The following is a 23042-nucleotide window of genomic DNA, read 5'->3' on the forward strand; positions in this document are numbered from 1 at the left end:
TTTCAGTAGATAGTTTTTACTTACTGTTCATTTTATGTTTCACAAAATGCTAACCACTACATAGCTAGAAGCTATTTAAATTAATACTTGAGGTAATCTGTATAATTATTTTAATCAAAATTAAAAATCAATATGAACTTTTCTCCAGAGTTAATATCTTTAGCTAGATATCTTGCTGGCGAATTTGATAATTCTACCCAGGCGATCGCAGACCCCGCATGGTATGTTCAGCTTCGACTATGGCACAGACCTGTCCCTATTACTCTGTTTCCAGAACCTAGCATTGCTTTATTTGCCGAGCAAGCAAATATTCTCAAATTAGACCAACCATATCGACCTAGAGTTATGCAACTTCGACAATTATCAGATAGTCCCACATCCTCAGATAGTTCCACATCCTTACAAATTCAGTACTATTTACCAAAAGATGTGCCTTCTATTCTCGGGTCGGGGAAAAACCCAGAAATTCTTAAACAGCTTAAACCTAGCCAAATGAAGTTTTTACCTGGTTGCACTCTAGAAGTGATCAATCACAACCATGGCCAAGATAATGAATATTTTCAAGGTATTCTACCTCCTGATGCAGTTTGTGGCTTTACCTATCAAAGTCAATATTACCAAGTTGAACTAGGTTTTGAAGTTAACGCTCAAGAGTTTCTTAGTTATGACAAAGGTATAGATCCGCAAACAGGTAAAGGTACTTGGGGGGCTTTATTGGGGCAATATAAATTTATGAAAAGTCGTAGCTTTAGTTCAGAACTGATGTTATAAGTAGTGCAGTAATATTCTAATTTCTCAAAAAAGGCCACCAGTTTTTAATGATTGGCAGCCATTCAGATTATTAAGCTTAACTCTGAGTTCAACTTAAATATATATTTAACCAAATAACAAATCCATACCCACTGAATTTGCATTAATTGCAAGTAAGGTAGACCATAAGGCAAAAATAATACATTCTAAATAAGTGCAATTAAAATTCTGATTGGGGATTTTGAACTGATGCCAAGCTAGAACAAATTAATGTCTGCATTTAGTCATCAACAAAAAGTCAGTTTCTACAAAAACTATGATAACTTTTACTGACACCAATTCTAGAAGATTCAGTGGATTTACCATAAAACTTTTTGTTAAACAAAATTGTCAGCCTTTAATCCAAGGAAAATTCACCAATAGTTCTAAATAATAATGGTAAATAGGACTGAAAAACCCAACATACCCTTACTAAAATAATGACAATTTATGATGACTAATTGACAATCATCTTGTCAGCTATATACTTTTACTGTATTGTGACTGGTCTTGGTAATCCCATTTCAATCTAATTTGAATTTATTAAAGAAGTACTCTGCTGGACAGTTTGTTTAGATATAAAATTGATTAAGTTCTGCTTAAACTCAACACTGTTTAAGCTCTATTCCCTTCACGGACATCACGATAATCAAGAGCTTCTTGTTCTGTTTCAAAAATCTCAAACACAGAATCCATCATAGTTACTTCAAATACCAGTTTAGCTTCTGGATGAACACTACAAATTCGGAAACTACCCTTAACTTTGTCAGCATCTCGCATCCCTGCTACCAGAGATGTAAGTCCAGAACTATCAATAAAGTTAACCTGACCTAAATTGACCACTACATGACGACTTAGTTTGGATATACATTCCTGCAACTTGAGGCGAAACTGCCAAGCTGTTGTGATATCCAAGCGTCCAGTTGGTGCTAGGACGATTACTGTTGTGCCGTCCTGAGTTGTGTGGGTTTTTTGCTCAATATGAATCACTGACCCTTCCCTCGGGATGATATAAACTATGGTGTTTGCCCATATAACTGTAGTTTAACTCAGATAAATTAATGATTTGGTTTCCAGTTAGCCCAATCATGAGGCTTTAAAAATACTTCATATAGTTCAGCTTCTGGTGTATTGGGTTCTGGACTGTAGCCATATTCCCAACGAACCAAAGGTGGCAAAGACATCAAGATTGACTCTGTACGACCATTGGTTTGCAAACCAAAAATTGTACCTCTGTCATACACTAGATTAAATTCAACATAACGGCCACGTCGGTATAGCTGAAAGTTGCGTTCCCGATCGCCATATTCCATGGGTTGCCGTCGCTCTACTATTGTTTTATATGCTGGCAAGAATGATCTACCACAATTTTGTACAAATGTAAATAAGGATTCCCAATTACGAGATTCAGGAACTCCTAACTGCTGACTATAGATTGCTGCTGGTCCTTGACTATCTGGCCCTTTGTATAATTCCCCTTGACCATCTTGATAATCAAAGAAGATACCCCCTACACCTCGCATTTCTTGACGATGCTTTAAGTAAAAATACTCGTCACACCATCTTTTAAATACAGGATAATACTCTTTATGGCTTTTGTCACAGGCTGCTTTAATAGTTTGATGAAAGTGATTTGCGTCTTCTGCATAGGGATAGTAAGGTGTTAAATCTATACCTCCACCAAACCACCATACAGGTCCTGCTTCAAAATAGCGATAATTAAGATGCACTGTTGGTACATAAGGATTTTCAGGGTGCAGTACCATTGAAGTGCCGGTCGCATAAAAACCATGACCTTCGGCTTCTGGTCTTTGTGCTAGTATGCTTGGTGGTAGTTTATCTCCCCACACTTCTGAAAAGTTAACTCCTCCCTGTTCAAAAACCGCACCGTCTCTAATTACACGAGACCTTCCTCCACCACCACCTGGGCGTTCCCAACGGTCTTCTTTAAATTTGCCTATTCCATCTAGTTGCTCCAGTCCTTGACAAATTTCATCTTGTATATCCTGCATAAATTTACTGACTCGACCTTGGGTACTACCCAGTGATAGAGATAGAGGTGTTGTTTTTTGAGTTTCAGTGGAAGCTGTCATAGGTACAATATGTGTTTCAAATTGGCTAAAAATTATATGTATCTTTCCAGACTTTTTATCCTACCATGCTATCGATCGTCTAGTAAAATTTTCCTGTTTTTTCCAGTTTTTTTTGAGTAAATCAACCTATCTTGTCATCAGAAGATGTCAAATACTCAACTATAATTCTTAATTATTGAATTACTCTTGCCTATTGATTTACATCTAAACTATATGATTATGATATTGCAGACGATAAATTATTGATGGCTTAAAAAAGATTTTGTAGCTAGTTATTATTGATTCTTTTACTAATTACTAAATTTAATTTTTTATCTCATTGGCAATCATTTCTCTAGACGACCTAAATTACATTAATTCTTAGGTTAAGATTCATTACTTTTATTAAAATATCAAATTAATAATTAATTTAATTATTAGTAATTAAGTGAAGGATAAATTTAACATTATCTTGCAAATAACAGATATAATTTAATAAAAATTTAATTTTTGAAGGATGTTATATGTCCACTATACCTGAGACTCAATCTATTTTAGATGTTTTACGACCAGTACAAGACCCCGAACTGCAAAAGAGTTTGGTAGAACTGAATATGATTCGCAATATTAAAGTTAATGATGGACAAGTTGAGTTTACTTTAGTATTGACAACTCCAGCTTGTCCATTACGAGAATTTATTGTCGAAGACTGTCAAAAAGCTGTCAAGCAACTTCCCGGGGTGAAGGAAGTTATAGTAGATGTCACAGCAGAGACTCCTCAGCAGAAAACTATACCCGACCGCCAAGGTATTGATGGAGTGAAAAATATTATTGCTGTTTCTAGTGGTAAAGGTGGAGTGGGTAAAAGCACAGTAGCAGTGAATGTAGCTGTGGCATTAGCTCAAATGGGCGCTAAAGTGGGTTTGATTGATGCTGATATTTATGGCCCTAACGACCCAACGATGTTAGGTCTAGCAGATGCTAAAGTTATGGTACAAGCAGGACAGTCTGGAGAAGTCCTGGAACCAGCTTTTAATCATGGAGTAAAGTTGGTTTCTATGGCTTTTTTAATTGATAAAGATCAACCTGTAATTTGGCGTGGTCCGATGTTGAATGGAATTATCCGACAATTTTTGTACCAAGTGCAATGGGGTGATTTAGATTATTTATTGGTAGACTTGCCTCCTGGTACTGGTGATGCTCAATTAACATTAGCTCAAGCTGTGCCTATGTCTGGAGTGGTAATTGTGACAACTCCTCAAACAGTGGCGTTATTAGACTCTCGCAAAGGTCTAAAAATGTTTCAGCAGTTAGGGGTTTCTGTATTAGGAATAGTTGAAAATATGAGTTATTTTGTCCCTCCAGATATGCCAGAGAAAAAGTATGACATTTTTGGTTCTGGTGGTGGTAAAAGAACAGCGGAGGAATTAGGTGTACCACTACTTGGAGGTGTTCCTTTGGAAATGCCTGTCAGAGAAGGTGGAGATAGTGGAGTTCCTATTGTAGTTGGCGCTCCTAACTCTAGTTCAGCTCAAGAGTTGAAAGCGATCGCTCAAAAAATTGCTGGTAGAGTTTCTGTTGTAGCTTTGGCATAAAATAAGATTTATAGATGCCAAAAATATTACAATAGAAAAGCTTTTATTTTCCTAAAATTAAGAAAATTTTTGATAGGAGTAGAAAACAATGATTTTACCTGGTGTAGCAGTTAAAGTTAAAAATATTAGTGATACTTATTATGGATTTCAAGGACAAGTTCAACGAGTAAGTGACGGTAAAGCTGCTGTATTATTTGAAGGTGGAAATTGGGATAAGTTAGTAACATTTAGACTCTCAGAATTAGAGTTAGTAGATGCTACGGCAGGTCGCAAGAAAAAATAATTTAGCTAGTAAATAATAGATTTTTTTCATTACTGAACAATTTAGGTTGAAAGTCTTTTATTTGCAAGAATAAATCAAGAGCAAAACAAATTATATAACTTGAAGGAGAGGTAATTATTAATTGTAGAAAAACATCAAGAATGGTATGATATTTTGGATGAAATCTTAATTATTTACCACCTACAACCTTCTTCAATACTTTGGGATAAGTTAGTAACATTTAGACTCTCATAATTAGAGTTACAGCACTTTTCATATTGATGAATTACATCGCCACAATCAAAATCCTGTAGGGAAGTTCCATGGAATGTCACTACAGTGACCGAAATGAAAACCGCTGTAGTAGATGCAACGGCAGGTGGCAAGAAAAAATAATTGGTGTTAGCTTAAATGTAATGAGAATTAGACATCTACTCCACCCATAGGGAGTAGGAAGTAGGCAGCTTTGCTGTAGGGAACCCACCCCTCGCCCCTCCCCCTCCCTAGAGGGGAAAGAATTGATAATTTCTTTGGGATATAGATATTGATTTTTGATTCTTGGAGATGTCTATGAGCTGAAGGTAAAATTGAAAAACTGATGTTTTGCGCCCAAAGTTAATCTCAAAATCATTACCACTCAGCAACGCCAAATAATTTAGTTAGTAAATACTAAGTTGTTTTTCATTACTTAATAATTCAGGTTTAAAGTCTTTTATTTCCTGTGGAAATCAAGAAAAAAATTCTGTTTTCCAATTCTATAAATTTTAAGGAGAGGTAATTATTAATTGTAGAAAAACATCAAGATGAGTTTTTGGGTTAAATCTTAATCATCTACCACCTAAAACCTACAAGTTACCACCTACAACCTACCACCTTCTTATATACTTATGCGTCTTCCTTTACCCCAATTTGCTAATACAAATCGTCAGAACAATTACATAGCTGAAGTAATAGAAACAGCAACAACAGAATTTTTGGCTCAATGTTTAGAACCAGATGAGCTAGATTTTCCGATGATGCCTGCTTTTGGTACTTGGGTAAAATCGGAGGATGAACAATCAGGAAATCAGATTTATGGAGTGGTTTATTATGCAACTACCTTGCCTATTGATTCAGTACATAGGGCAAGAGCTTTGGGAATGTCTTTAACTCAATTACGAGAAGAACAACCACAAATTTTTGCTATGTTGAAGACAGAATTTAGGGTAGCAATAGTAGGTTTTAAGTCTCAAGAAGAATTAAATGGTTCTACAGCAGAAAATGGCAGAATTTACCAATATCTTCCACCCCGTCCACCTCAAATTCATCAAGCAGTTTATTTATGTGAACCAGAAGAAATAGTTAGGTTTAGTGAAAAATTAGATTTTTTGCGGACTTTATTACAGTTATTTAATGCTCCTGTTGATGCTTTAGTAGCTGCTACTATTAGAGAAATTTATCAACTGAGAAAAGCCGACCGTAATTGGTTAGTTCAGGCAGGTAGAAATATGAGTGTTTTGTTGAGAGATGATTATGACCGCTTAAAAATAATATTAGGGCAAATACATCCTTAATAGCTGATTTATCCAGTAAATAATTAAGAGGCTGGATGATTGGCAAGATAAGGTTTTTTTCAGCAATTAAAAATTAACAATTCCCTCTTATTAAAAGGGAGAGGATTAACGCCATTGGAAGAAAATATTTTTTCCCTATGATAGGAGCTTGGAAAAATGAATAATTAATAATTATTAATTATTCAAGCAGTTATATTTAGGGGAATTCTAACTTAATTAAAGGCGAGGTTAAATCAGGGTTTGAGCTAAGTTGACGAATCAAATTTATAACTCAAAAATGATGATTAAACGAAAAGTATTTTACATATCTTTGTTTCTACTGTATCTAGTATTAGCAATTATAATAGTTCCTATGATTGTTCCCTTAAAGGAGGAATTTCAACTCAATTTTGATGAAGGACTTCAATTAATGAGGGCTTCACTTTATATGCAAGGCTACTCACCGCAGACAGAAATTTGGAGCGATCAGCCTTTCTTTTTCCCAGCCCTGCTTTCATTATGGTTTAGTATAGTTGGAAAATCTGTTTTTTCAGCACGCCTTTTGACTGTAACTTTTTCAGCATTACTAATATGGTTTTTCTTTGAAACTATTCGTATTTCTTTAGGAATGTTCCCCGCTCTTATTGGAGCAATATCATTGGCTGCTTCATCAGGGTTTATCAGATTTAGTAGTGCTGTTATGATCGGAATTCCTTCATTATCTTTAGCCGTAATTTCTATCTACTTTTTATTTATTTACAAAAAGAGTCAGCAAAAATATTTATTGATTATTTCCGGTGTTCTTTTTGCATTGTCTTTAAAAATTAAATTTTTTACAGTTTTTTTAATCCCAATTATTTTACTTGTTCTATTTGATGTCAATAAAATTAATGTTGAATCAAATCAGAAGCCAAGAAGTAAATTGATGTACCCTTTACTACTTTGGATAATAAGTTTAGTTGTTATTTTCTTGATTGTTTCATTATTATTTAATGAGTTAAGCTATGAACAGCTTTTTGGTACTCATTTTGGAGAAGAAATTCAAGCTGCATTTACCATGAAAAATGGTTTTGAAAAGCTAAGTAAAGTCATCATCAATAAAGATTACGATCTATTTTCTTTAGCTATTTTCGGTATATTAGTAGTTTTTGTGAGGCATAGATGGGAAGGTATATTTCCAGTTGCATGGCTAGGAACAGGAACATTGCTTCTTTTAAATCATAGACCAGTATGGCCACATCATTATTGTCTCATTGCTATTCCTATGGCTTGGTTGGCCGCTTATGCATCTGTTCCATTCTTTGACCTTTTTCAGCAACGAGAATTTAGATTAGGAAATTATTTTTGGGCAAGTATTTCATTGATTTTAATGATATTTGCATTATTAACATTAAAACCTAAAGTTTCAAAAGATATTCCTAGTCTTCAAAAAAACTATGAACCACAATTTGCAGTTATAAATCGTCTAATAGAGCATAAAGATTCAACAAAATGGCTATTTACAGATGTTCCAATTTATGGTTTTTATGCAGATTTACTTGTTCCTCCAGAAATTGCGGTGTTCTCTACTAAGCGCATAAAGACAGGCCAACTGACTCAAGATGAAGTATATGAATTACTTGTAAAATATCGCCCTGAACAAATTTTAATCGGTAGATTTAAGGGTTTTATATATACATCTAGTGATGTTGACTCATATATAAACAAATTCTATTCAAAAAGCAATGATATTTCTGCTGTCGATCACTATATTTTAAAGTCTTTAAAATAAGCTTTTTAATTTGCCAAGCAACCATTAATTTTTTTTCAGATTGGAATGTTAGTAGTATTGGTAGGGATATATATGACATCAAATTCGGTGGAATTGGACATAAAAAAATATCCAATTGTCATTTCAGTTATCAGTTATTAGTTACCGAATAGTTACCGAAAAATTCTGGTCTAAAGCCTCTCCTTTAAAGGAGAAACAAGAAAAAATTTTCATGATTAGTCAATCCTATCCGTTTCCAAAGAGAGGTAATTATTAATTATTAATTATTAATTATTAATTGTTGAACAGTACCTCTACAATAAGGAGGCTTGAAATATAGAATATTCTCTTTTTTTATCCCCTTGAAAAGGGAGACTTGAAGTAAGCATTCAGCATTCAGCATTCAGCATTCAGCTTTATTACCTTTAAAGGAGAAAAAAGCAATTTTATCAAAGCTTCAGAGTACGAATATCTGGCTGAGAATGTAGTAGAAATTAAATGAATGCTTGCTTCATTCATTAGACATCTCCAATAATAAAAAATCAAATCAATTATCGCAAAGCAATTATCAATCTACTCCCTACTTCCTACTCCCTATGCATGGAGGAGATGTCTATTAAAAAGCTGATAGCTGACCGCTAATAACTGAATGCTTACGACTTGAGACTAAAGTTTTTCGGTCATAACTACGCTCATCAAAGTGATTATCTCTACTTCTGACTCCTGACTCCTAAAGACTTAACCATTCCATAACCGTTTAACGGGATTTGATATGATACACTAGAAAAGTTGTCTAAAATCGCACATCTGGGTAGTCGGGTGTTCTACAGATTAAGAATCTATGAGAATGCACCTGGATGGAGGATTAAACCCGAATAGGAGATTATAATTATGCCAGTTGTTAGTTTGGCTCAATTGTTAGAGTCAGGAGTCCACTTTGGGCATCAGACCCGTCGCTGGAATCCAAGAATGTCCCAGTATATTTTTACAGAGCGTAACGGCGTTCATATTATTGACCTTGTTCAAACAGCTCAATTAATGGAAGAAGCTTACGACTATATTAGAACTGCCTCTGAACAAGGAAAGAAATTCTTATTTGTTGGTACAAAGCGTCAAGCTGCTGGTATTATCGCTCAAGAGGCCAGTAGATGTGGAGCTTATTATATTAACCAACGTTGGTTAGGTGGGATGCTCACTAACTGGACTACTATTAAAACTCGGGTAGAAAGACTCAAAGATCTAGAGCGTCGTGAAGCAAATGGGGCACTAGATTTACTCCCGAAAAAAGAAGCTTCGGTTCTCCGTCGTGAAATGGCTAAGTTACAAAAATATCTGGGGGGTATTAAAAATATGCGTCGCTTGCCAGATGGAGTTGTCATGGTAGACCAGCGACGAGAGTATAATGCTGTTCAAGAATGTCAGAAGTTGGATATTCCTATAGTTTCTTTGTTGGATACGAATTGTGACCCGACTCAAGTTGATATTCCAATTCCAGCTAATGATGATGCTATCCGCTCAATCAAACTTATAGTAGGTAAGTTGGCTGATGCTATCTATGAAGGTCGTCATGGTCAACTAGAAACTCTGGATCAAGAAGATTATGATAGCTATGAAGAATATGAAGAAGATTATGATTATGATGGAGCGGAAGAAGAATTTAATGTAAGTGATGATCAGGAAGAGTCATCAGCAGAAAATAATGAAGAAGAATAAAAAATTCTAGGTAAGCATTCAGCCGTCAGTTATTAGCTATCAGCTATTAATTTTGAGTATGCGTAAAAGCAACCTTTAAAATTGAAAAATAATAAAAAGTTACTGCCATGGGTTCCAGGACAAAAACCTTAGAAGTAATGAATATAGTCATTTTAAATAAGAATGAAATACTTTTTCGGCGGAAACCCTTTCACCGCAAAAAATACTTCTCTTAATCTAAACTAAAATGACTATAATTACGAATTGCTGATAGCTGACTGCTGATAGCTGAATGCTTTAATATTATTGAGTAGTTGAGGTGGGGTTTTTAGGGATAAAATACAACGTAAATTATTTCTAAAAAGCCTACTTTAAATTAAGGCACTAAAGTAGGATTAATTCCTAAATATTAAAATTGTAGTCAAGTTAAATTGAGGAATAAAAAATATGCCAGAAATATCTGCAAAGTTAGTTCAAGAATTGCGTAAAGCAACAGGCGCAGGCATGATGGACTGCAAAAAAGCTCTCGAGCAAAATAATGGCGATATTACTAAGGCTACAGAATGGCTAAGACAAAAAGGTATTGCTTCTGCAGGAAAACTTGAGGGTAAAGTAGCAGCAGAAGGACTGGTTGAAAGTTATATTCATACAGGTAGCAGAATTGGCGTTTTAGTAGAAGTAAATTGTCAGACAGATTTTGTTGCCCGGAATGAAGCATTCAAACATTTAGTGAAAAGTATTGCTATGCAAATAGCAGCTTGTCCACAGGTAGAATATATTTCAGTAGATGAGATTCCTACGGAATTTGTGGAGAGTGAAAAATCTATAGAAATGGGTAGAGAAGACCTTAGTAAAAAGCCGGAAAATATTAGGGAAAAAATAGTTCAGGGAAGAATAGAAAAGCGACTCAAAGAATTAACATTAATGGATCAACCTTATATTAAAGACCAAAATGTCACAGTGGCAGAGTTGGTTAAGGAAACTAGCGCTCAGTTAGGTGAAAAAGTACAAGTACGTCGTTTTACACGATTTGTTTTGGGAGAGGGTATTGAGAAAAAAGAGGAGAATTTTGCTGAAGAAGTAGCAGCACAAATGGCAAAGGAATAATTGATAAATAATCATAATTAAAAATTAAGAATAGCGTAAGCATTTCCTGTGGAATGCTGCGCAAACAGCTATTAGCTTTCAAGAGGGGGTTTAAATGAACATAGAATTTAAAGTCAGCTTTTATAGTAAAATTTACCCTGCCTCAATTAGTAAAGCTTTTATCTAAAACACGCAAGCAATAGCTGTTTGCGTAGCATCCCGTAGAGAAATGCTGATAGCTGACGGCTGAATGCTTACAAAATAGCAGAGATAATCTGTTTATTTTTAATTTTTAATTGTTGATAGATAGAAAATAATTCACTATGGTGGGAGCAGCAAGGCAAGTAGAGGAAAAATTGAAAGAAATAGAAGTAGCGATCGCTGAAATTGCCAAAGAATTTTATGGTACTTATGAAGGTTATTTCAAAGTATTAGGTCAAGGGATAGGCCAACAATTAATTTTTGCTAGTTATCATATATGTACTCAAGGATATCCAGAAGCTTTTCTTAATTTATCATTTCCTCAGCGACAAAAAATGCAGTCAGAGTTGCGAGAAATAGCAAAATTACCAGTTAGAGAATTAGAAGAATTATTAGAACAAAATCCAGAAGAACAGCAAAATTTAGATGGGACTTCAGCACCAGAATTAATGATAAGTCTTTTGAGTGAAGAAGATGGGGAGCAGCAAGAAGTAACATCCCCACTAAAAGACCAAAAGACAAACATAGAATTTGATTCTGCTGTATTATTTCCAACTCAAACATCTGATAATGAAGAGCAAAAATTGGCAGATCAGATAGAAGAAAATTTGAATAAAATTGAAACAGAAGAAATAGAAAATTCCCCAGAAAATATTATTGATAAATTAGATAATTTAGATACATTAATATCTTGGCAAGAGAATATAGAAAGGCAAATACCTGAAATCCTCAAAAAAATTTCTCATCAGGCAAATTGCATCCTTAAAAATGCAGAAATACTACCGAAAAAAATACCGAAAAAAGTTTTAGAAGCTGCGACCAAAATGGAATCAGGTGATACTCCTTTAGGTGGAAAACCTAATTTATTAAATTTATTAATTGAAGCAGAAGATCCAGAAGAGGAAAAAAATTCTAGAGTTACTAAAGTTATAGCAGTAAATCTCAGATTATCTGAAATAGAATTTACTGATATTAATGTTACTGCCTGGCGTAATAAAATTCGTAACCTTGATCGAAGACTTAACCAATTGCAGCGAGAATATCGTAAAAAGCAACGTGAACGAGCTGTAATAGAGGCAGAGTCAGCATGGCGTTCTAGTTGGTATGAAGAATAATTGGTATTGCTGAAGCACGTGTATGATATTCATCTTCATTACTTAGGAGTCAACCCACCCCTAACCCCTCCCAGGAGGGGAAGAACCAAGTCAGGAGGGAAGAAAGAAGAAGTAAAGAGGAGTAGAAGGACGAAGGTTTTTTGGTCATTTCAGTGGAACGGAGTTCTATAAATAATTTTTTTTCTTTTTTATCCTTGATTTAATTAAGCTTTAAACCTTAGTTATTCGATAAAATTTGTGGTAAATATAGTAGTTGCTATTACTGTATTTGATATATCAAAAGCTTAAAATTCAGACAATGCAATATTTTTCTTTCCTAGATAACTAATCCCCTAGATAAGTAATTTCTGCTATACATTAAGATTATATGGGCTAAAAATTTTCACACTAAAGTAATTTGAGGACAGAATTTATGCTAATTATTATGGATTAATTATACAAAAAGGTAATTGGAAAATCATGCCTAAAAGTAGTTTTTTTCTTAATTTTTTCTTGCTTATTCATTAATTTGGTAGATAACTAATTTTATGTGAGGTGGCAGAGAATTAGTTATTAGGTGTTATACCATTTTGAAAAAAGAATGTGACGAATAATAAGCATGATTAAAAGACTTTAAAGGAGATGTCCCTTGGAGAAAAAAGAGAATTTCCTAGGTCAAAAATGGTATTGAAGCCATTCCCATACGACTTCTGACTCCTGACTTCCCCTCCTGGGAGGGGTTAGGGGTGGGTTGACTCCTAAGAAATATCCTAGCTATTTGTAGCAAAAGTTTATCATCCTTGGTATTAAATATTAGACATCTCCAATAATAAAAAACCAAATTAATTATCGTAGATAAATCATCAATTCTTTCCCCCCTACTCTCTACTCCCTCTTTTCCGGAGATGTCTATTGGTTGTTATACGAATTTTATGTGAAATGGCACAGAATTATGAAATTTATTAACTTGTCTATCTCAATCTACAGTCAACTCTGATTAAAATATTATTCTACAGCGTATTTCATATTAGTAAGGTACACCAGTCGCGGGCAAGATGCTCACACGACAAACACTTGACCATTCTTATGTGTACCTCATTTATCTGCAATCTGCTGTATATATTATAGGTAGATAAATGGATTTCTTCAAAGAAAGCAAAATAAAAGAAGTCAAAAAACTGAATGCTGATATTTATTTAAGTGTGAATTTCTATAAATGAGCGACTAAGAAAATATTATAGAAACAATATGCTATGAATAACGAAAGAGAAAATATCGACTGGGAAAGACTACAAAAAGCTTTGTCAGTAGAAGTACAATATGGATTTCCAAATATCCAGGGAAAACAATATATATTTAATGAATAAATTCATTAAATATATAAATGGATTTCCTCAAAGAAAGCAAAATAAAAGAAGTCAAAAAACTGAATGCTGATATTTATTTAAGTGTGAATTTCTATAAATGAGCGACTAAGAAAATATTACAGAAATAATATGTCATGAATAACGAAAGAGAAAATATAGACTGGGAAAGACTACAAAAAGCTTTGTCAGTAGAAGTACAATATGGATTTCAAAATATCCAGGGAAAACAATATATATTTAATGACTTTTTAAGTATCAGTTTGAGCAAGTCACCAATAATATTAAAAGGTTATCAAAATCAATTTCAGGAGATATCTAATCAATTTGTCAGCTATCCAGAAATGACCAGAGAAGAGCGACAAAAATTACTAGAAATAACTAAATATTTTTTACAAAAAATGCAATATATTTCTGAAGGTGTAAAACCAGAAGAAACAATAAAAAAAGAGAGAGTTAAATCAGAAGAAAAAAGTCAAAAAACACTAAAAAGCAACTCCGTTACTTCTCAAAAATACAGCGATAAACTTGATGTAGAACAACCATTAACAGAAGTCAAAGATATTAGCAAAAGAAACAGCGATCGCCTAGCGACATTAGGATTATATACAGTTAGAGAATTACTTTATTATTACCCAAGAGACCATATAGATTATGCTCGTCAAGTACATATTCGCGACCTAGAACCTGGAGAAACTGTCACAATAATTGGCAAAGTTAAACGATTTAACTGTTTTTCTAGCCCGAAAAATAAGAAATTAACCATTCTTGAACTTACTCTCACAGATGCTACAGGTCAAATCAAAATAAGTCGCTTTTTTGCCGGACCTAGATTTAGTAATAAAGGTTGGCAAATGCAGCAGAAAAAAATCTATCCAGTCGGTGCAACAGTAGCTGCTTCAGGTTTAGTTAAAGAAAACAAATATGGAAAAAATTTAGATAACCCAGAAATAGAAGTTCTTGATAGTGAAGGGGGTAAAATTGAATCAATGAAAGTTGGTCGTTTAGTACCAGTTTATCCCTTAACAGATGGAGTAGGAGCAGATGTTGTTAGAAGAGCAATATTTACAGTTTTACCAACAGCAGAACAATTATCAGATACATTGCCTGAAGCATTACTAAATCAATATCAATTAATAGATTTAAAAAATGCGATTAAAAATATTCACTTTCCTATAGATCGAGATTGTTTAGCAGCAGCTCGTCGTCGCTTAGTTTTTGATGAATTTTTCTACCTACAATTAGGATTATTGAAACGTCGGCAACTACAAAAAAAAGTAGAAACAGGAATAGCTTTACCAACTACAGGAAAATTAATCGAGCAATTCTATAAATTACTTCCATTTGCATTAACTAATGCTCAAAAAAGAGTAGTTAATGAAATACTCAATGACCTACAAAAACCTGAATCAATGAAAAGATTAGTACAAGGAGATGTAGGAGCAGGAAAAACTGTAGTAGCAGTTGTGGCGATGTTAGCAGCAATTCAAGCAGGTTATCAAGCTGCTTTAATGGCACCAACAGAAGTATTAGCAGAACAACATTATAAAAAATTAGTTGCTTGGTTTAATCTTTTACATTTGCCAGTTGAACTATTAACTGGTTCGACAAAGGTAGCAAAACGTCGAGAAATTCACTCTCAACTTGAGACTGGAGAATTACCAGTATTAGTCGGCACTCATGCTCTAATTCAAGAAGCAGTAAATTTTCACAAATTAGGTTTAGTAGTAATAGATGAACAACATAGATTTGGTGTTCAACAAAGAGCAAAATTACAACAAAAAGGTGAATCTCCGCACTTTTTGGCAATGACAGCTACCCCAATTCCGAGAACTTTAGCTCTGACATTACATGGAGATTTGGATGTTAGTCAAATAGATGAATTACCACCAGGAAGACAACCAATTCAAACAACTACTTTAACTGGAAGACAACGTAAAAAAGCTTACGATTTAATCCGCCGAGAAATAGTTCAAGGTAGACAAGTTTATGTTGTTTTACCCTTAGTTGAAGAGTCAGAAAAATTGGATGTAAAATCTGCAGTTGAAGAACATCAAAAGTTAGCAGAAAAAGTTTTCCCAGAATTTAAAATAGGTTTACTTCATGGCAGAATGACAAGTGTAGAAAAAGACCAAACAATTAGTGCATTTCGGGATAATCAAACTCAGATTTTAGTATCTACAACTGTGGTGGAAGTAGGAGTAGATGTGCCGAATGCCACAGTAATGTTGATTGAAAATGCAGAAAGGTTTGGTTTATCTCAGTTACATCAGTTGCGGGGGCGAGTGGGTCGTGGTGTCCATCGGTCTTATTGTTTGTTGATGAGGGGTGCGGGTTCCACTGATGCTACTGAACGTTTGAAAGTGTTGGAGCAGTCTCAGGATGGATTTTTTATTGCGGAGATGGATATGCGTTTGCGGGGACCTGGTCAGGTTTTGGGAACGAAGCAGTCTGGGTTGCCGGATTTTGCTTTGGCGAGTTTGGTTGAGGACCAGGAGGTTTTGGAGTTGGCGCGGGGTGCTGCTTTTCGGGTGATGGAGAAGGATGAAAGTTTGAATAGTTGGCCTCTTTTGAGGAGGGAGTTGGAATGGCGGTATCAGAAAATGATGGGGGGGTCGATTTTAAATTGATTTTTAATATTTATAATAGATTAATCCTAGAATTTTCAGGAGGTATTATAGAGATATGCAAAGATGTCCAAAATGTAATTCTGAAAAGTTAATGCACAATGTCAGGATAATTGATAGGGGGCACAATGGCAGCATAACACCTTTAGAAGTTGAAGTATTCAAAAAACCAGACGCTATATTTTTAAACGGTCACACAGAGAGGCTCTTGAGGCAACTATTTGTGGAGAATGTGGCCATACAGAATTGACAGTAACGAATCCAGATGAGCTATATCAAGCTTATCTTGAATCTCTAAGGAACTCAATCTAGATCATAATTTTGTGTTAGACAAACAAACAGGAGTGTGTCAGTCCAGTAGGGTGCGTTAATGAAATGTAACGCACCATTTTAGCAGTATGGGAAGGTCCAGTAGAAGTAACGCGCCATTTGAGAAGATTATTATGTACTTAAATTAGTAGAAAACCTTTCAGAAGTTGTCAGTTTTCCGAGTCCAGTAGGGTGGGTTTCGGTGCGTTACGCTTCGCTAACACACCCTACTAGACTGACACAGCTAAAACTGTGCATTAGCTTTTAACTTGAAAATTCTTACTTTTGAATGCATGACTTTTGACTTTTGAATTGAATCTAATGCACCATTTAAGCTGTGTCAGTCCACTACTAGCGCGTCAAGCTTGAAATAGTGTTTTAGGAAAATTCTCCAAACCTTAGTCAGAGCAAGAATTATACTCAAAAATTTAATACACCATTTTCAGCTTGACACGACACTACTTTTTCTTCTGAAGATGTTGAGCGATCGCTCCAGACAAACAAACAGAAACTAATTATTAATTCAAAATCAAAAATTTATTCATCACTATTTTTCCATACGCAATAGTAGAATCTCAAAAATCACTGAAAGACTCAACTCAGACCAACTGACTTTTCCTTCTCTAGATGTTGAGCGATCGCTCTAGACAAACAAACAGGAGTTAATTGATTAATTTAAAATCAAAAATTTATTTACTACTATTTTTCTATACGCAATAGTAGAATCTCAAGCGCTCCAGACAAACAAACAGAAACTAATTATTAATTCAAAATCAAAAATTTATTCATCACTATTTTTCTATACGCAATAGTAGAATCTCAAAAATCACCGAAAGACTCAGTTGAGACCAACCTACTTTTCCTCCTCTAGATATGGAGCGATCGCTCCAGACAAATAAACAGAAACTAATTATTAATTCAAAATCAAAAATTTATTCATCACTATTTTTCTATACGCAATAGTAGAATCTCAAAAATCACCGAAAGACTCAGTTGAGACCAACCTACTTTTCCTCCTCTAGATATGGAGCGATCGCTCCAGACAAATAAACAGAAACTAATTATTAATTCAAAATCAAAAATTTATTCATCACTATTTTTCTATACGCAATAGTAGAATCTCAAAAGTCTGGAAATAGTTAACTAGGAGCAACCTACTTTTCCTTCTCTAGATATGGAGCGATCGCTCTAGACAGACAAACAGAAACTAATTATTAATTCAAAATCAAAAATTTATTCATAACTATTTTTTCATACGCAATAGTAGAATCTCAAAAGTCTGGAAATAGTTAACTAGGAGCAACCTACTCTTCCTTCTCCAGATGTTGAGCGATCGCTCTAGACAGACAAACAGAAACTAATTATTAATTCAAAATCAAAAATTTATTCATAACTATTTTTTCATACGCAATAGTAGAATCTCAAAAGTCTAGAAAGACTCAACTCAAAGCAACCTACTTTCCCTTCTCTAGATATGGAGCGATCGCTCCAGACAAATCAAAACAGAGAAATAGGCTGTAATTTAAAGATTTATAGATGATAGGAAATTTATTTTGCGACTACTTGTATAACCAACTAAATAAATCTGCAATAGATAATTGCCAATCTGTTAATAAATTGAGAACTGGTAAATTATCAGAATTATACCTAATTTCTGGTTGTTGGTTAGGTTGAAAAATCACTACAGATTCATCTTCAGAATCTATTAACCAACCTAACTGAGTACCATTATTGAGACAGAAAAGAATTTTATTAATTAATTGATTAGAACTTTGGTCTGGCGAGAGAATTTCTATTACCCAATCTGGTGCTATTTCAAATCTATTTTCAATTCTACCATTTGCTTTTGTGGGAATACGTTGCCATGCAAAAACTGAAATATCTGGAACTATGGAACGTCCGTTAAAAGTACATCTTAATTCTGGGAATGCCATTACTAACTTTTGTGGTTCACCTGCTTGATTAATAGCTGACGATAGACAAATTTGAATTCTACTATGTTCTCCTTGTGGCATTGGTTTTTGATAAATTTGATTGTTAAAATATTCACTTGCTGGTTTTGTTTCTGGCAATTGTAAAAACTCTTCGAGAGTAACTTGTTGGGGTGAATTAACAGTAGTTAACATAATTATTTTGCCTCAATTTAAGCTTAACTATTTAAGGAAGAGGGAAGAGGGAAGAAGTAATAAGGGGTAAATATTGAAAAAAAGGGGTAGACGATAGAAATAACTATCTAAAATGAACTATAGTCGCTATTTTTTTTAGCATATCCGATCGATATCTACCTTTTTGTAGTATTCTTTTTTTTAATTGGTATAATTCACTAGAAAATAAAAGACGAATACCTATAATAGCGAATCCAATTTTAGCAATAATTATTACTATATTTGTGCTCAAGTCTCATTCTTGAACACGAGCTTGTTTCAACATATCAATAAGAGTATGATGAGCATCTTCAGCATCCTTTAAAGTATGGTCAAATTCAATCCTTATCGGTAAACTTTCCCCAGTAAATTCAGCAGTTAAGTTCATACCTTGAGCATCAATAGAAAGCATCTTTGCTGCTGTAGCATTGGCAGAACTACCAAATTTTTGAGCATAAAGAAGTACAGCATCTGCATGGTCTTCATTCATATGGGAACAAATGCGAGCACTAATTTCTGAAGTAAATGAATTAGTCATATTTTCAAATCTTTTTATGAGTATTATTTTTAAATATAAAACAAGCTCAAAAACTTAATCTAAAAAAACTAGGTAAGAGAACTATAGATTGAGCTATAAACATCTAGAAAAATCTTAATATCAACCATATTCCCAGATGAAAGTAAAATGCATAAGGTACGAAAAATTAGGATTTGAGATTGCTTTCCGTTCCGGACTGCTACGCAAACCCTGTCGGTTGCAATGATGGAGATACATTGTACTGCATAAGTCCTAATAATTTTATTCTAACTTCTGAGTGCTTAGTTAATTTTCTGCCTCCTGTCTCATGTATTTTGACTTATGTTTCATGACTCCTATCTTCGATATTCATCACCACAGTCACCAATAATTTTAAACAAATTCCGTGACTCCCTACTTAAATTATCAATTTGCTGATAATCTTCTACATCTAAATTGAAATGAAACACCCGAGAATTATCTTGCAAATTTTCTGAAATACTCAGCGTTGCTCCGACAATAGCACCTGCCACAGAAGGCTGTTCTAAAATATAGCGAACTGCCACATTTGAAATACTAACTTTGTGTTTATCAGCAATTTTTTTTAGCAGATTTAATAATTTTTGAAATAAACTCCAACCACCCCAAGTATCAACCATCTTTTTATACTTTTTCAAACTAACAGTATTGAGGTCTTTTGGATGAGGTTCTGAAGAATCTAAATACTAAATATTTTTCTGAGAGCAAACCACCGCATAATGTACCATAAGCCAAAAGCTGAATATTATGCTCTTGGCAAAACTGTACCATTTCTATTAAAGGACGACGATCTACTAGAGAAAATTGAACTTGATTAGAGACTATCTTAATTCCACTTTCAATAATAATTTTCAAATGTTCAGTATCAAAATTAGTTAAAGCCAAATGCTTAATTTTTCCCTCCGACTGAAGCTCCGACATATAATTAAGAGCATCCAAATAACTTTTATTTTGAATAATGGCTCATAATTTAAACTTAAAAGTAGTTGCTGAAGGAGTAGAAACTCAATCCGAATTAGACTTTCTTCGTAAATATGACTGTGACAAAATTCAAGGCTATTTCTTCAGTGCTCCATTACCCACATCCAAGTTTGAAAATTTATTAAAAACTAATCAACTATCAAAATTCCCTAGCATTTAAAGACAAAGAAGAAAGAAGAAGGAAGGAGGAAGGAGGAAGGAGGAATAAGGAAGAAGAAATCATAGAAATATGTGGTTTTTAGGATGAGAGACCAGCTCATTATTAAAGAGTAATACCATGCATCAAAAAAGAGTTACGAATAATCAGCACCATAGCGCATAGTTTCATATAAAGTCTATTTGACGAAAAAGATAATTTACAACATTAAAAATGGCATTAAATCTATTCATTCAGAATTGCTGAATTCAGAATTGCTGAATTATTACGAAATACCCTAGATATTTGTAGCAAACATTTATCAATTTGGTATAAAATCACCTGAAAGTAGAAGGGAAAGAGCAAAGCTGAAGAAGTCATAAATCACACTATAATTGTGGAAAGCCACCAGCCAAAACCTAAACCTAATCCAGAAATAATAGCTAAAATCAAAAAAGTAGAAAATCCATTAAACAACTCTATCAACTTTTCTCCCGCAACCATTTGAGCAACTACTCCTGCCACAATACCAATAGCTACCCATAACCCAACAATAATATTAGGCCCAGCACTAGCCAAAGCGATCGCCACAGCTTTAGACCGAGTAGAATTCCAAGCTGCAGACCAAGCTCCAACCCAAGCTCCCACAATAAACCCAAGCATACTGCCAACACCAGTACCAGTCTTCAAACCAATCACAGCATCTACTATTGTCCCAAAAATAAATCCAGCAGCAGCCCAAATAATAGAACCAACAATCACCAATAATACATTTTCAGCCCCATTACCAGCCAAAAATCCTCCCAAAGCAATTACTCCATCAATAGTCACCACAGCAGCAACTGTCCTGGCCTTAGGTTCAGTGCCAGCAATTAACCCTAGACTACATCCAACCATGGCCCATGCCAAAGCAGTGATTATACCTCCCACAGAATTTCCAGCTATCCAACCTGCTCCCCCTCCAGCACCCAATAAAGCGATCACCCAACATCTTTGAGAACCCGTTCCTTCAATTGCCAAAACAGTCATTCCCATCCATGCCACGCCCTCAACCACGGCCCAACTCCAGACAGGAGCTTTGTAAATAACTAATACCCAGGCAGTCAAAGCATAAAACAGGAAAGTGGCAATTAAACTACCCCAAGGAATACTGAAAGTTGCTGAATGTGGTTGATGAGTGTGGACAGAGAACTGTTGAAAATGATTATTAGCGTTAGAATTTTCTGGCCTTTGAGGAGAGGGGGAAGGTTGAGGAGAAGGTGGACGACGAGGTGATGAGTATTGTGTTTGACTGGGAGTTTTTCGTTTCGGAATAGTTTGTGGTTGAGAATCATTCAAAAAATACCGTAATTTTCCGTAAGCTTCATTAATCTCTTTGAGACGAATTTGAGCTTTTGCTTGGAGACGAGTATTTTGGGCAAAGCGGTCTGGGTGCCAGACAAAGGCTAAATCTCGGTAAGCTTGTTTCACTTGATCTAGAGAGGCACCAGGCTCAAGTTCTAAAATTTTATAGTATTGATTTATCTCATCCACATTAGAAAAATAATCAGTAATTAGGACAATTAGGAATTTAGTGGTGTGACGTTATCGAAAGCCTTATTTTTTGAGGTTGGTATTATATGACAGGGAAAAGGCCGCCGAGAAGAGTGGGAAAAACATTTCCTCTTTGATTCATCATTACTCTATGTAGTAACCAACTCAATATTTGATACATGAAACAAAACTCATAGACAATTAGTTCCATTTTGACTTTAAAGTAAGAAAAATGCCATATTACTCTTATGAGTCTATCTGAAAATGTTGCAATTCATCTCCCATTATCATCTTCGATTTAGCGGGAGGTGAATTGCAACCAGAAAATATATTCATTGCGACAGGTGAAAGATTTGTCTTTGTGTTATAACTGCACCTTTAAATTCAGAAAAAAATAAACGGATACTTGATTACTCTAACTTACCAATACAAGCTTAAACCGACTAAACATCAAGAAGTAGAAATTAATCAGATTCTTGATGTTTGCAAAAGCGTGTATAATTCGCACTAAGAGAGCGGAAAAACTGGCTAAGTTCAAAAAAATCACCAATTAATAGTTGTTCAATTGTTGCTGAATATATTATTTCTGGTGATGCAGCTTATCCTAATTATCATCATCAAGCAAAAAACTTAACAATAGCGAAGAAAACTAAGACTAACTTTAATTTAGTAAATGCCCAAGTTTTACAACAAACTTTAAAGACTTTAGATCGAGCTTTTTCTGATATGAAATCTCAAGGAAAAAGTTATCCAAGGTTTAAGAAAAAACTGAGAAGTTTTATTTTTCCAGCAATGCTGAAAAATTGCTTAGGCAATATATAGAGTTAAACTGCCTCAGGTAGGTTGGATGTAAGATTAAACAAAGTAGGCCATATCCAGATTTTTTTCAAGCTAAACAAGCTAGGATAGTCAAAAAAGCTAGTGGTTATTATTTGATGATTAGTTTTACTTCATCAGAGTTAGTATCAATTGTTGCTGAATATATTATTTCTGGTGATGCAGCTTATCCTAATTATAATCATCAAGCAAAAAACTTAACAATAGCGAAGAAAACTAAGACTAACTTTAATTTAGTAAATGCCCAAGTTTTACAACAAACTTTAAAGACTTTAGATCGAGCTTTTTCTGATATGAAATCTCAAGGAAAAAGTTATCCAAGGTTTAAGAAAAAACTGAGAAGTTTTATTTTTCCAGCAATGCTGAAAAATTGCTTAGGCAATATATAGAGTTAAACTGCCTCAGGTAGGTTGGATGTAAGATTAAACAAAGTAGGCCATATCCAGATTTTTTTCAAGCTAAACAAGCTAGGATAGTCAAAA

The 23042-nt window shown here is 34.4% G+C and carries 19 protein-coding genes and 1 pseudogene; 14 read left to right on the top strand and 6 right to left on the bottom strand.

The window, feature by feature from the left end; genetic code table 11:
* Positions 1–132 precede the first annotated feature (132 nt).
* Positions 133–771, top strand: coding sequence for a chromophore lyase CpcT/CpeT (locus F6K06_RS22440; RefSeq protein ID WP_124154307.1), 639 nt, complete (start codon positions 133–135; stop codon positions 769–771).
* A gap of 633 nt (positions 772–1404) precedes the next feature.
* Here F6K06_RS22440 and F6K06_RS22445 read toward each other — a convergent pair.
* Both F6K06_RS22445 and hemF read right to left on the bottom strand, forming a co-directional pair.
* On the bottom strand, positions 1405–1779 hold the full coding sequence (locus F6K06_RS22445; protein ID WP_124145730.1) for an STAS domain-containing protein: 375 nt from the start codon (positions 1777–1779) through the stop codon (positions 1405–1407).
* A 68-nt stretch (positions 1780–1847) separates the two neighbouring features.
* Positions 1848–2882, bottom strand: a complete 1035-nt coding sequence (gene hemF, locus F6K06_RS22450; RefSeq protein ID WP_124154308.1) for an oxygen-dependent coproporphyrinogen oxidase — start codon at positions 2880–2882, stop codon at positions 1848–1850.
* Between the two features lie 503 nt (positions 2883–3385).
* Here hemF and F6K06_RS22455 point away from each other — a divergent pair.
* The 10 genes from F6K06_RS22455 (at position 3386) to F6K06_RS22500 (ending at position 16314) form a co-directional block, all read left to right on the top strand.
* A complete protein-coding gene (locus tag F6K06_RS22455; RefSeq protein ID WP_287243262.1) occupies positions 3386–4456 on the top strand; it encodes an Mrp/NBP35 family ATP-binding protein in 1071 nt (356 codons plus the stop codon).
* A gap of 88 nt (positions 4457–4544) precedes the next feature.
* Positions 4545–4739 (top strand): NAD(P)H dehydrogenase subunit NdhS, encoded by a 195-nt coding sequence (locus F6K06_RS22460; RefSeq protein WP_124145727.1) that lies wholly within the window; start codon positions 4545–4547, stop codon positions 4737–4739.
* A gap of 866 nt (positions 4740–5605) precedes the next feature.
* The gene (locus F6K06_RS22465) at positions 5606–6271 is read left to right on the top strand and encodes an HAS-barrel domain-containing protein (RefSeq protein WP_124145726.1); all 666 of its coding nucleotides are present in this window, start codon (positions 5606–5608) and stop codon (positions 6269–6271) included.
* Positions 6272–6548: 277 nt separating this feature from the next.
* Positions 6549–8021, top strand: a complete 1473-nt coding sequence (locus tag F6K06_RS22470) for a glycosyltransferase family 39 protein (RefSeq protein WP_124154311.1) — start codon at positions 6549–6551, stop codon at positions 8019–8021.
* 870 nt (positions 8022–8891) lie between these two features.
* Positions 8892–9713 carry a 30S ribosomal protein S2 gene (gene rpsB, locus F6K06_RS22475; protein ID WP_124145725.1) on the top strand — a complete coding sequence of 274 codons (822 nt, stop codon included), beginning with the start codon at positions 8892–8894 and terminating at the stop codon, positions 9711–9713.
* A gap of 426 nt (positions 9714–10139) precedes the next feature.
* Positions 10140–10799, top strand: a complete 660-nt coding sequence (gene tsf / locus F6K06_RS22480) for a translation elongation factor Ts (protein ID WP_124145724.1) — start codon at positions 10140–10142, stop codon at positions 10797–10799.
* Between the two features lie 302 nt (positions 10800–11101).
* Positions 11102–12094: a hypothetical protein gene (locus F6K06_RS22485; RefSeq protein ID WP_287243265.1), complete on the top strand. Its 993-nt coding sequence runs from the start codon at positions 11102–11104 to the stop codon at positions 12092–12094.
* Positions 12095–12100: 6 nt separating this feature from the next.
* Positions 12101–12265, top strand: a complete 165-nt coding sequence (locus F6K06_RS22490; protein WP_287286931.1) for a hypothetical protein — start codon at positions 12101–12103, stop codon at positions 12263–12265.
* A 1309-nt stretch (positions 12266–13574) separates the two neighbouring features.
* Positions 13575–16067 carry an ATP-dependent DNA helicase RecG gene (recG, locus tag F6K06_RS22495; RefSeq protein ID WP_287243267.1) on the top strand — a complete coding sequence of 831 codons (2493 nt, stop codon included), beginning with the start codon at positions 13575–13577 and terminating at the stop codon, positions 16065–16067.
* A 55-nt stretch (positions 16068–16122) separates the two neighbouring features.
* Entirely contained in the window at positions 16123–16314 is a 192-nt protein-coding gene (locus F6K06_RS22500) for a hypothetical protein (protein WP_124145721.1), read from the top strand.
* 1618 nt (positions 16315–17932) lie between these two features.
* Here F6K06_RS22500 and F6K06_RS22505 read toward each other — a convergent pair.
* The 3 genes and pseudogenes from F6K06_RS22505 to F6K06_RS22515 form a co-directional block, all read right to left on the bottom strand.
* On the bottom strand, positions 17933–18499 hold the full coding sequence (locus tag F6K06_RS22505; RefSeq protein WP_192901147.1) for a Uma2 family endonuclease: 567 nt from the start codon (positions 18497–18499) through the stop codon (positions 17933–17935).
* A 274-nt stretch (positions 18500–18773) separates the two neighbouring features.
* Positions 18774–19055 carry a DUF2470 domain-containing protein gene (locus F6K06_RS22510; protein ID WP_124145719.1) on the bottom strand — a complete coding sequence of 94 codons (282 nt, stop codon included), beginning with the start codon at positions 19053–19055 and terminating at the stop codon, positions 18774–18776.
* Between the two features lie 335 nt (positions 19056–19390).
* Positions 19391–20027: pseudogene (locus F6K06_RS22515) on the bottom strand (aldo/keto reductase); the annotation flags it as partial.
* A gap of 4 nt (positions 20028–20031) precedes the next feature.
* Between F6K06_RS22515 and F6K06_RS22520 the strand changes: the two are divergent.
* Positions 20032–20214 (top strand): EAL domain-containing protein, encoded by a 183-nt coding sequence (locus tag F6K06_RS22520; protein WP_124145718.1) that lies wholly within the window; start codon positions 20032–20034, stop codon positions 20212–20214.
* A gap of 360 nt (positions 20215–20574) precedes the next feature.
* On the opposite strand, the gene F6K06_RS22525 is transcribed toward F6K06_RS22520, so the two are convergent.
* Positions 20575–21723 carry a J domain-containing protein gene (locus tag F6K06_RS22525; RefSeq protein WP_124145717.1) on the bottom strand — a complete coding sequence of 383 codons (1149 nt, stop codon included), beginning with the start codon at positions 21721–21723 and terminating at the stop codon, positions 20575–20577.
* A gap of 406 nt (positions 21724–22129) precedes the next feature.
* Here F6K06_RS22525 and F6K06_RS34160 point away from each other — a divergent pair, with 406 nt between their 5' ends.
* Both F6K06_RS34160 and F6K06_RS22530 read left to right on the top strand, forming a co-directional pair.
* Entirely contained in the window at positions 22130–22234 is a 105-nt protein-coding gene (locus F6K06_RS34160; protein ID WP_161564595.1) for a helix-turn-helix domain-containing protein, read from the top strand.
* 424 nt (positions 22235–22658) lie between these two features.
* Positions 22659–22949, top strand: a complete 291-nt coding sequence (locus tag F6K06_RS22530; RefSeq protein WP_287243270.1) for a hypothetical protein — start codon at positions 22659–22661, stop codon at positions 22947–22949.
* The last annotated feature ends 93 nt before the right edge of the window (positions 22950–23042 follow it).

The sequence above is a fragment of the Okeania sp. SIO1H4 genome, assembly GCF_010672695.1.
Classification (GTDB): Bacteria; Cyanobacteriota; Cyanobacteriia; order Cyanobacteriales; family Microcoleaceae; genus Okeania; species Okeania hirsuta.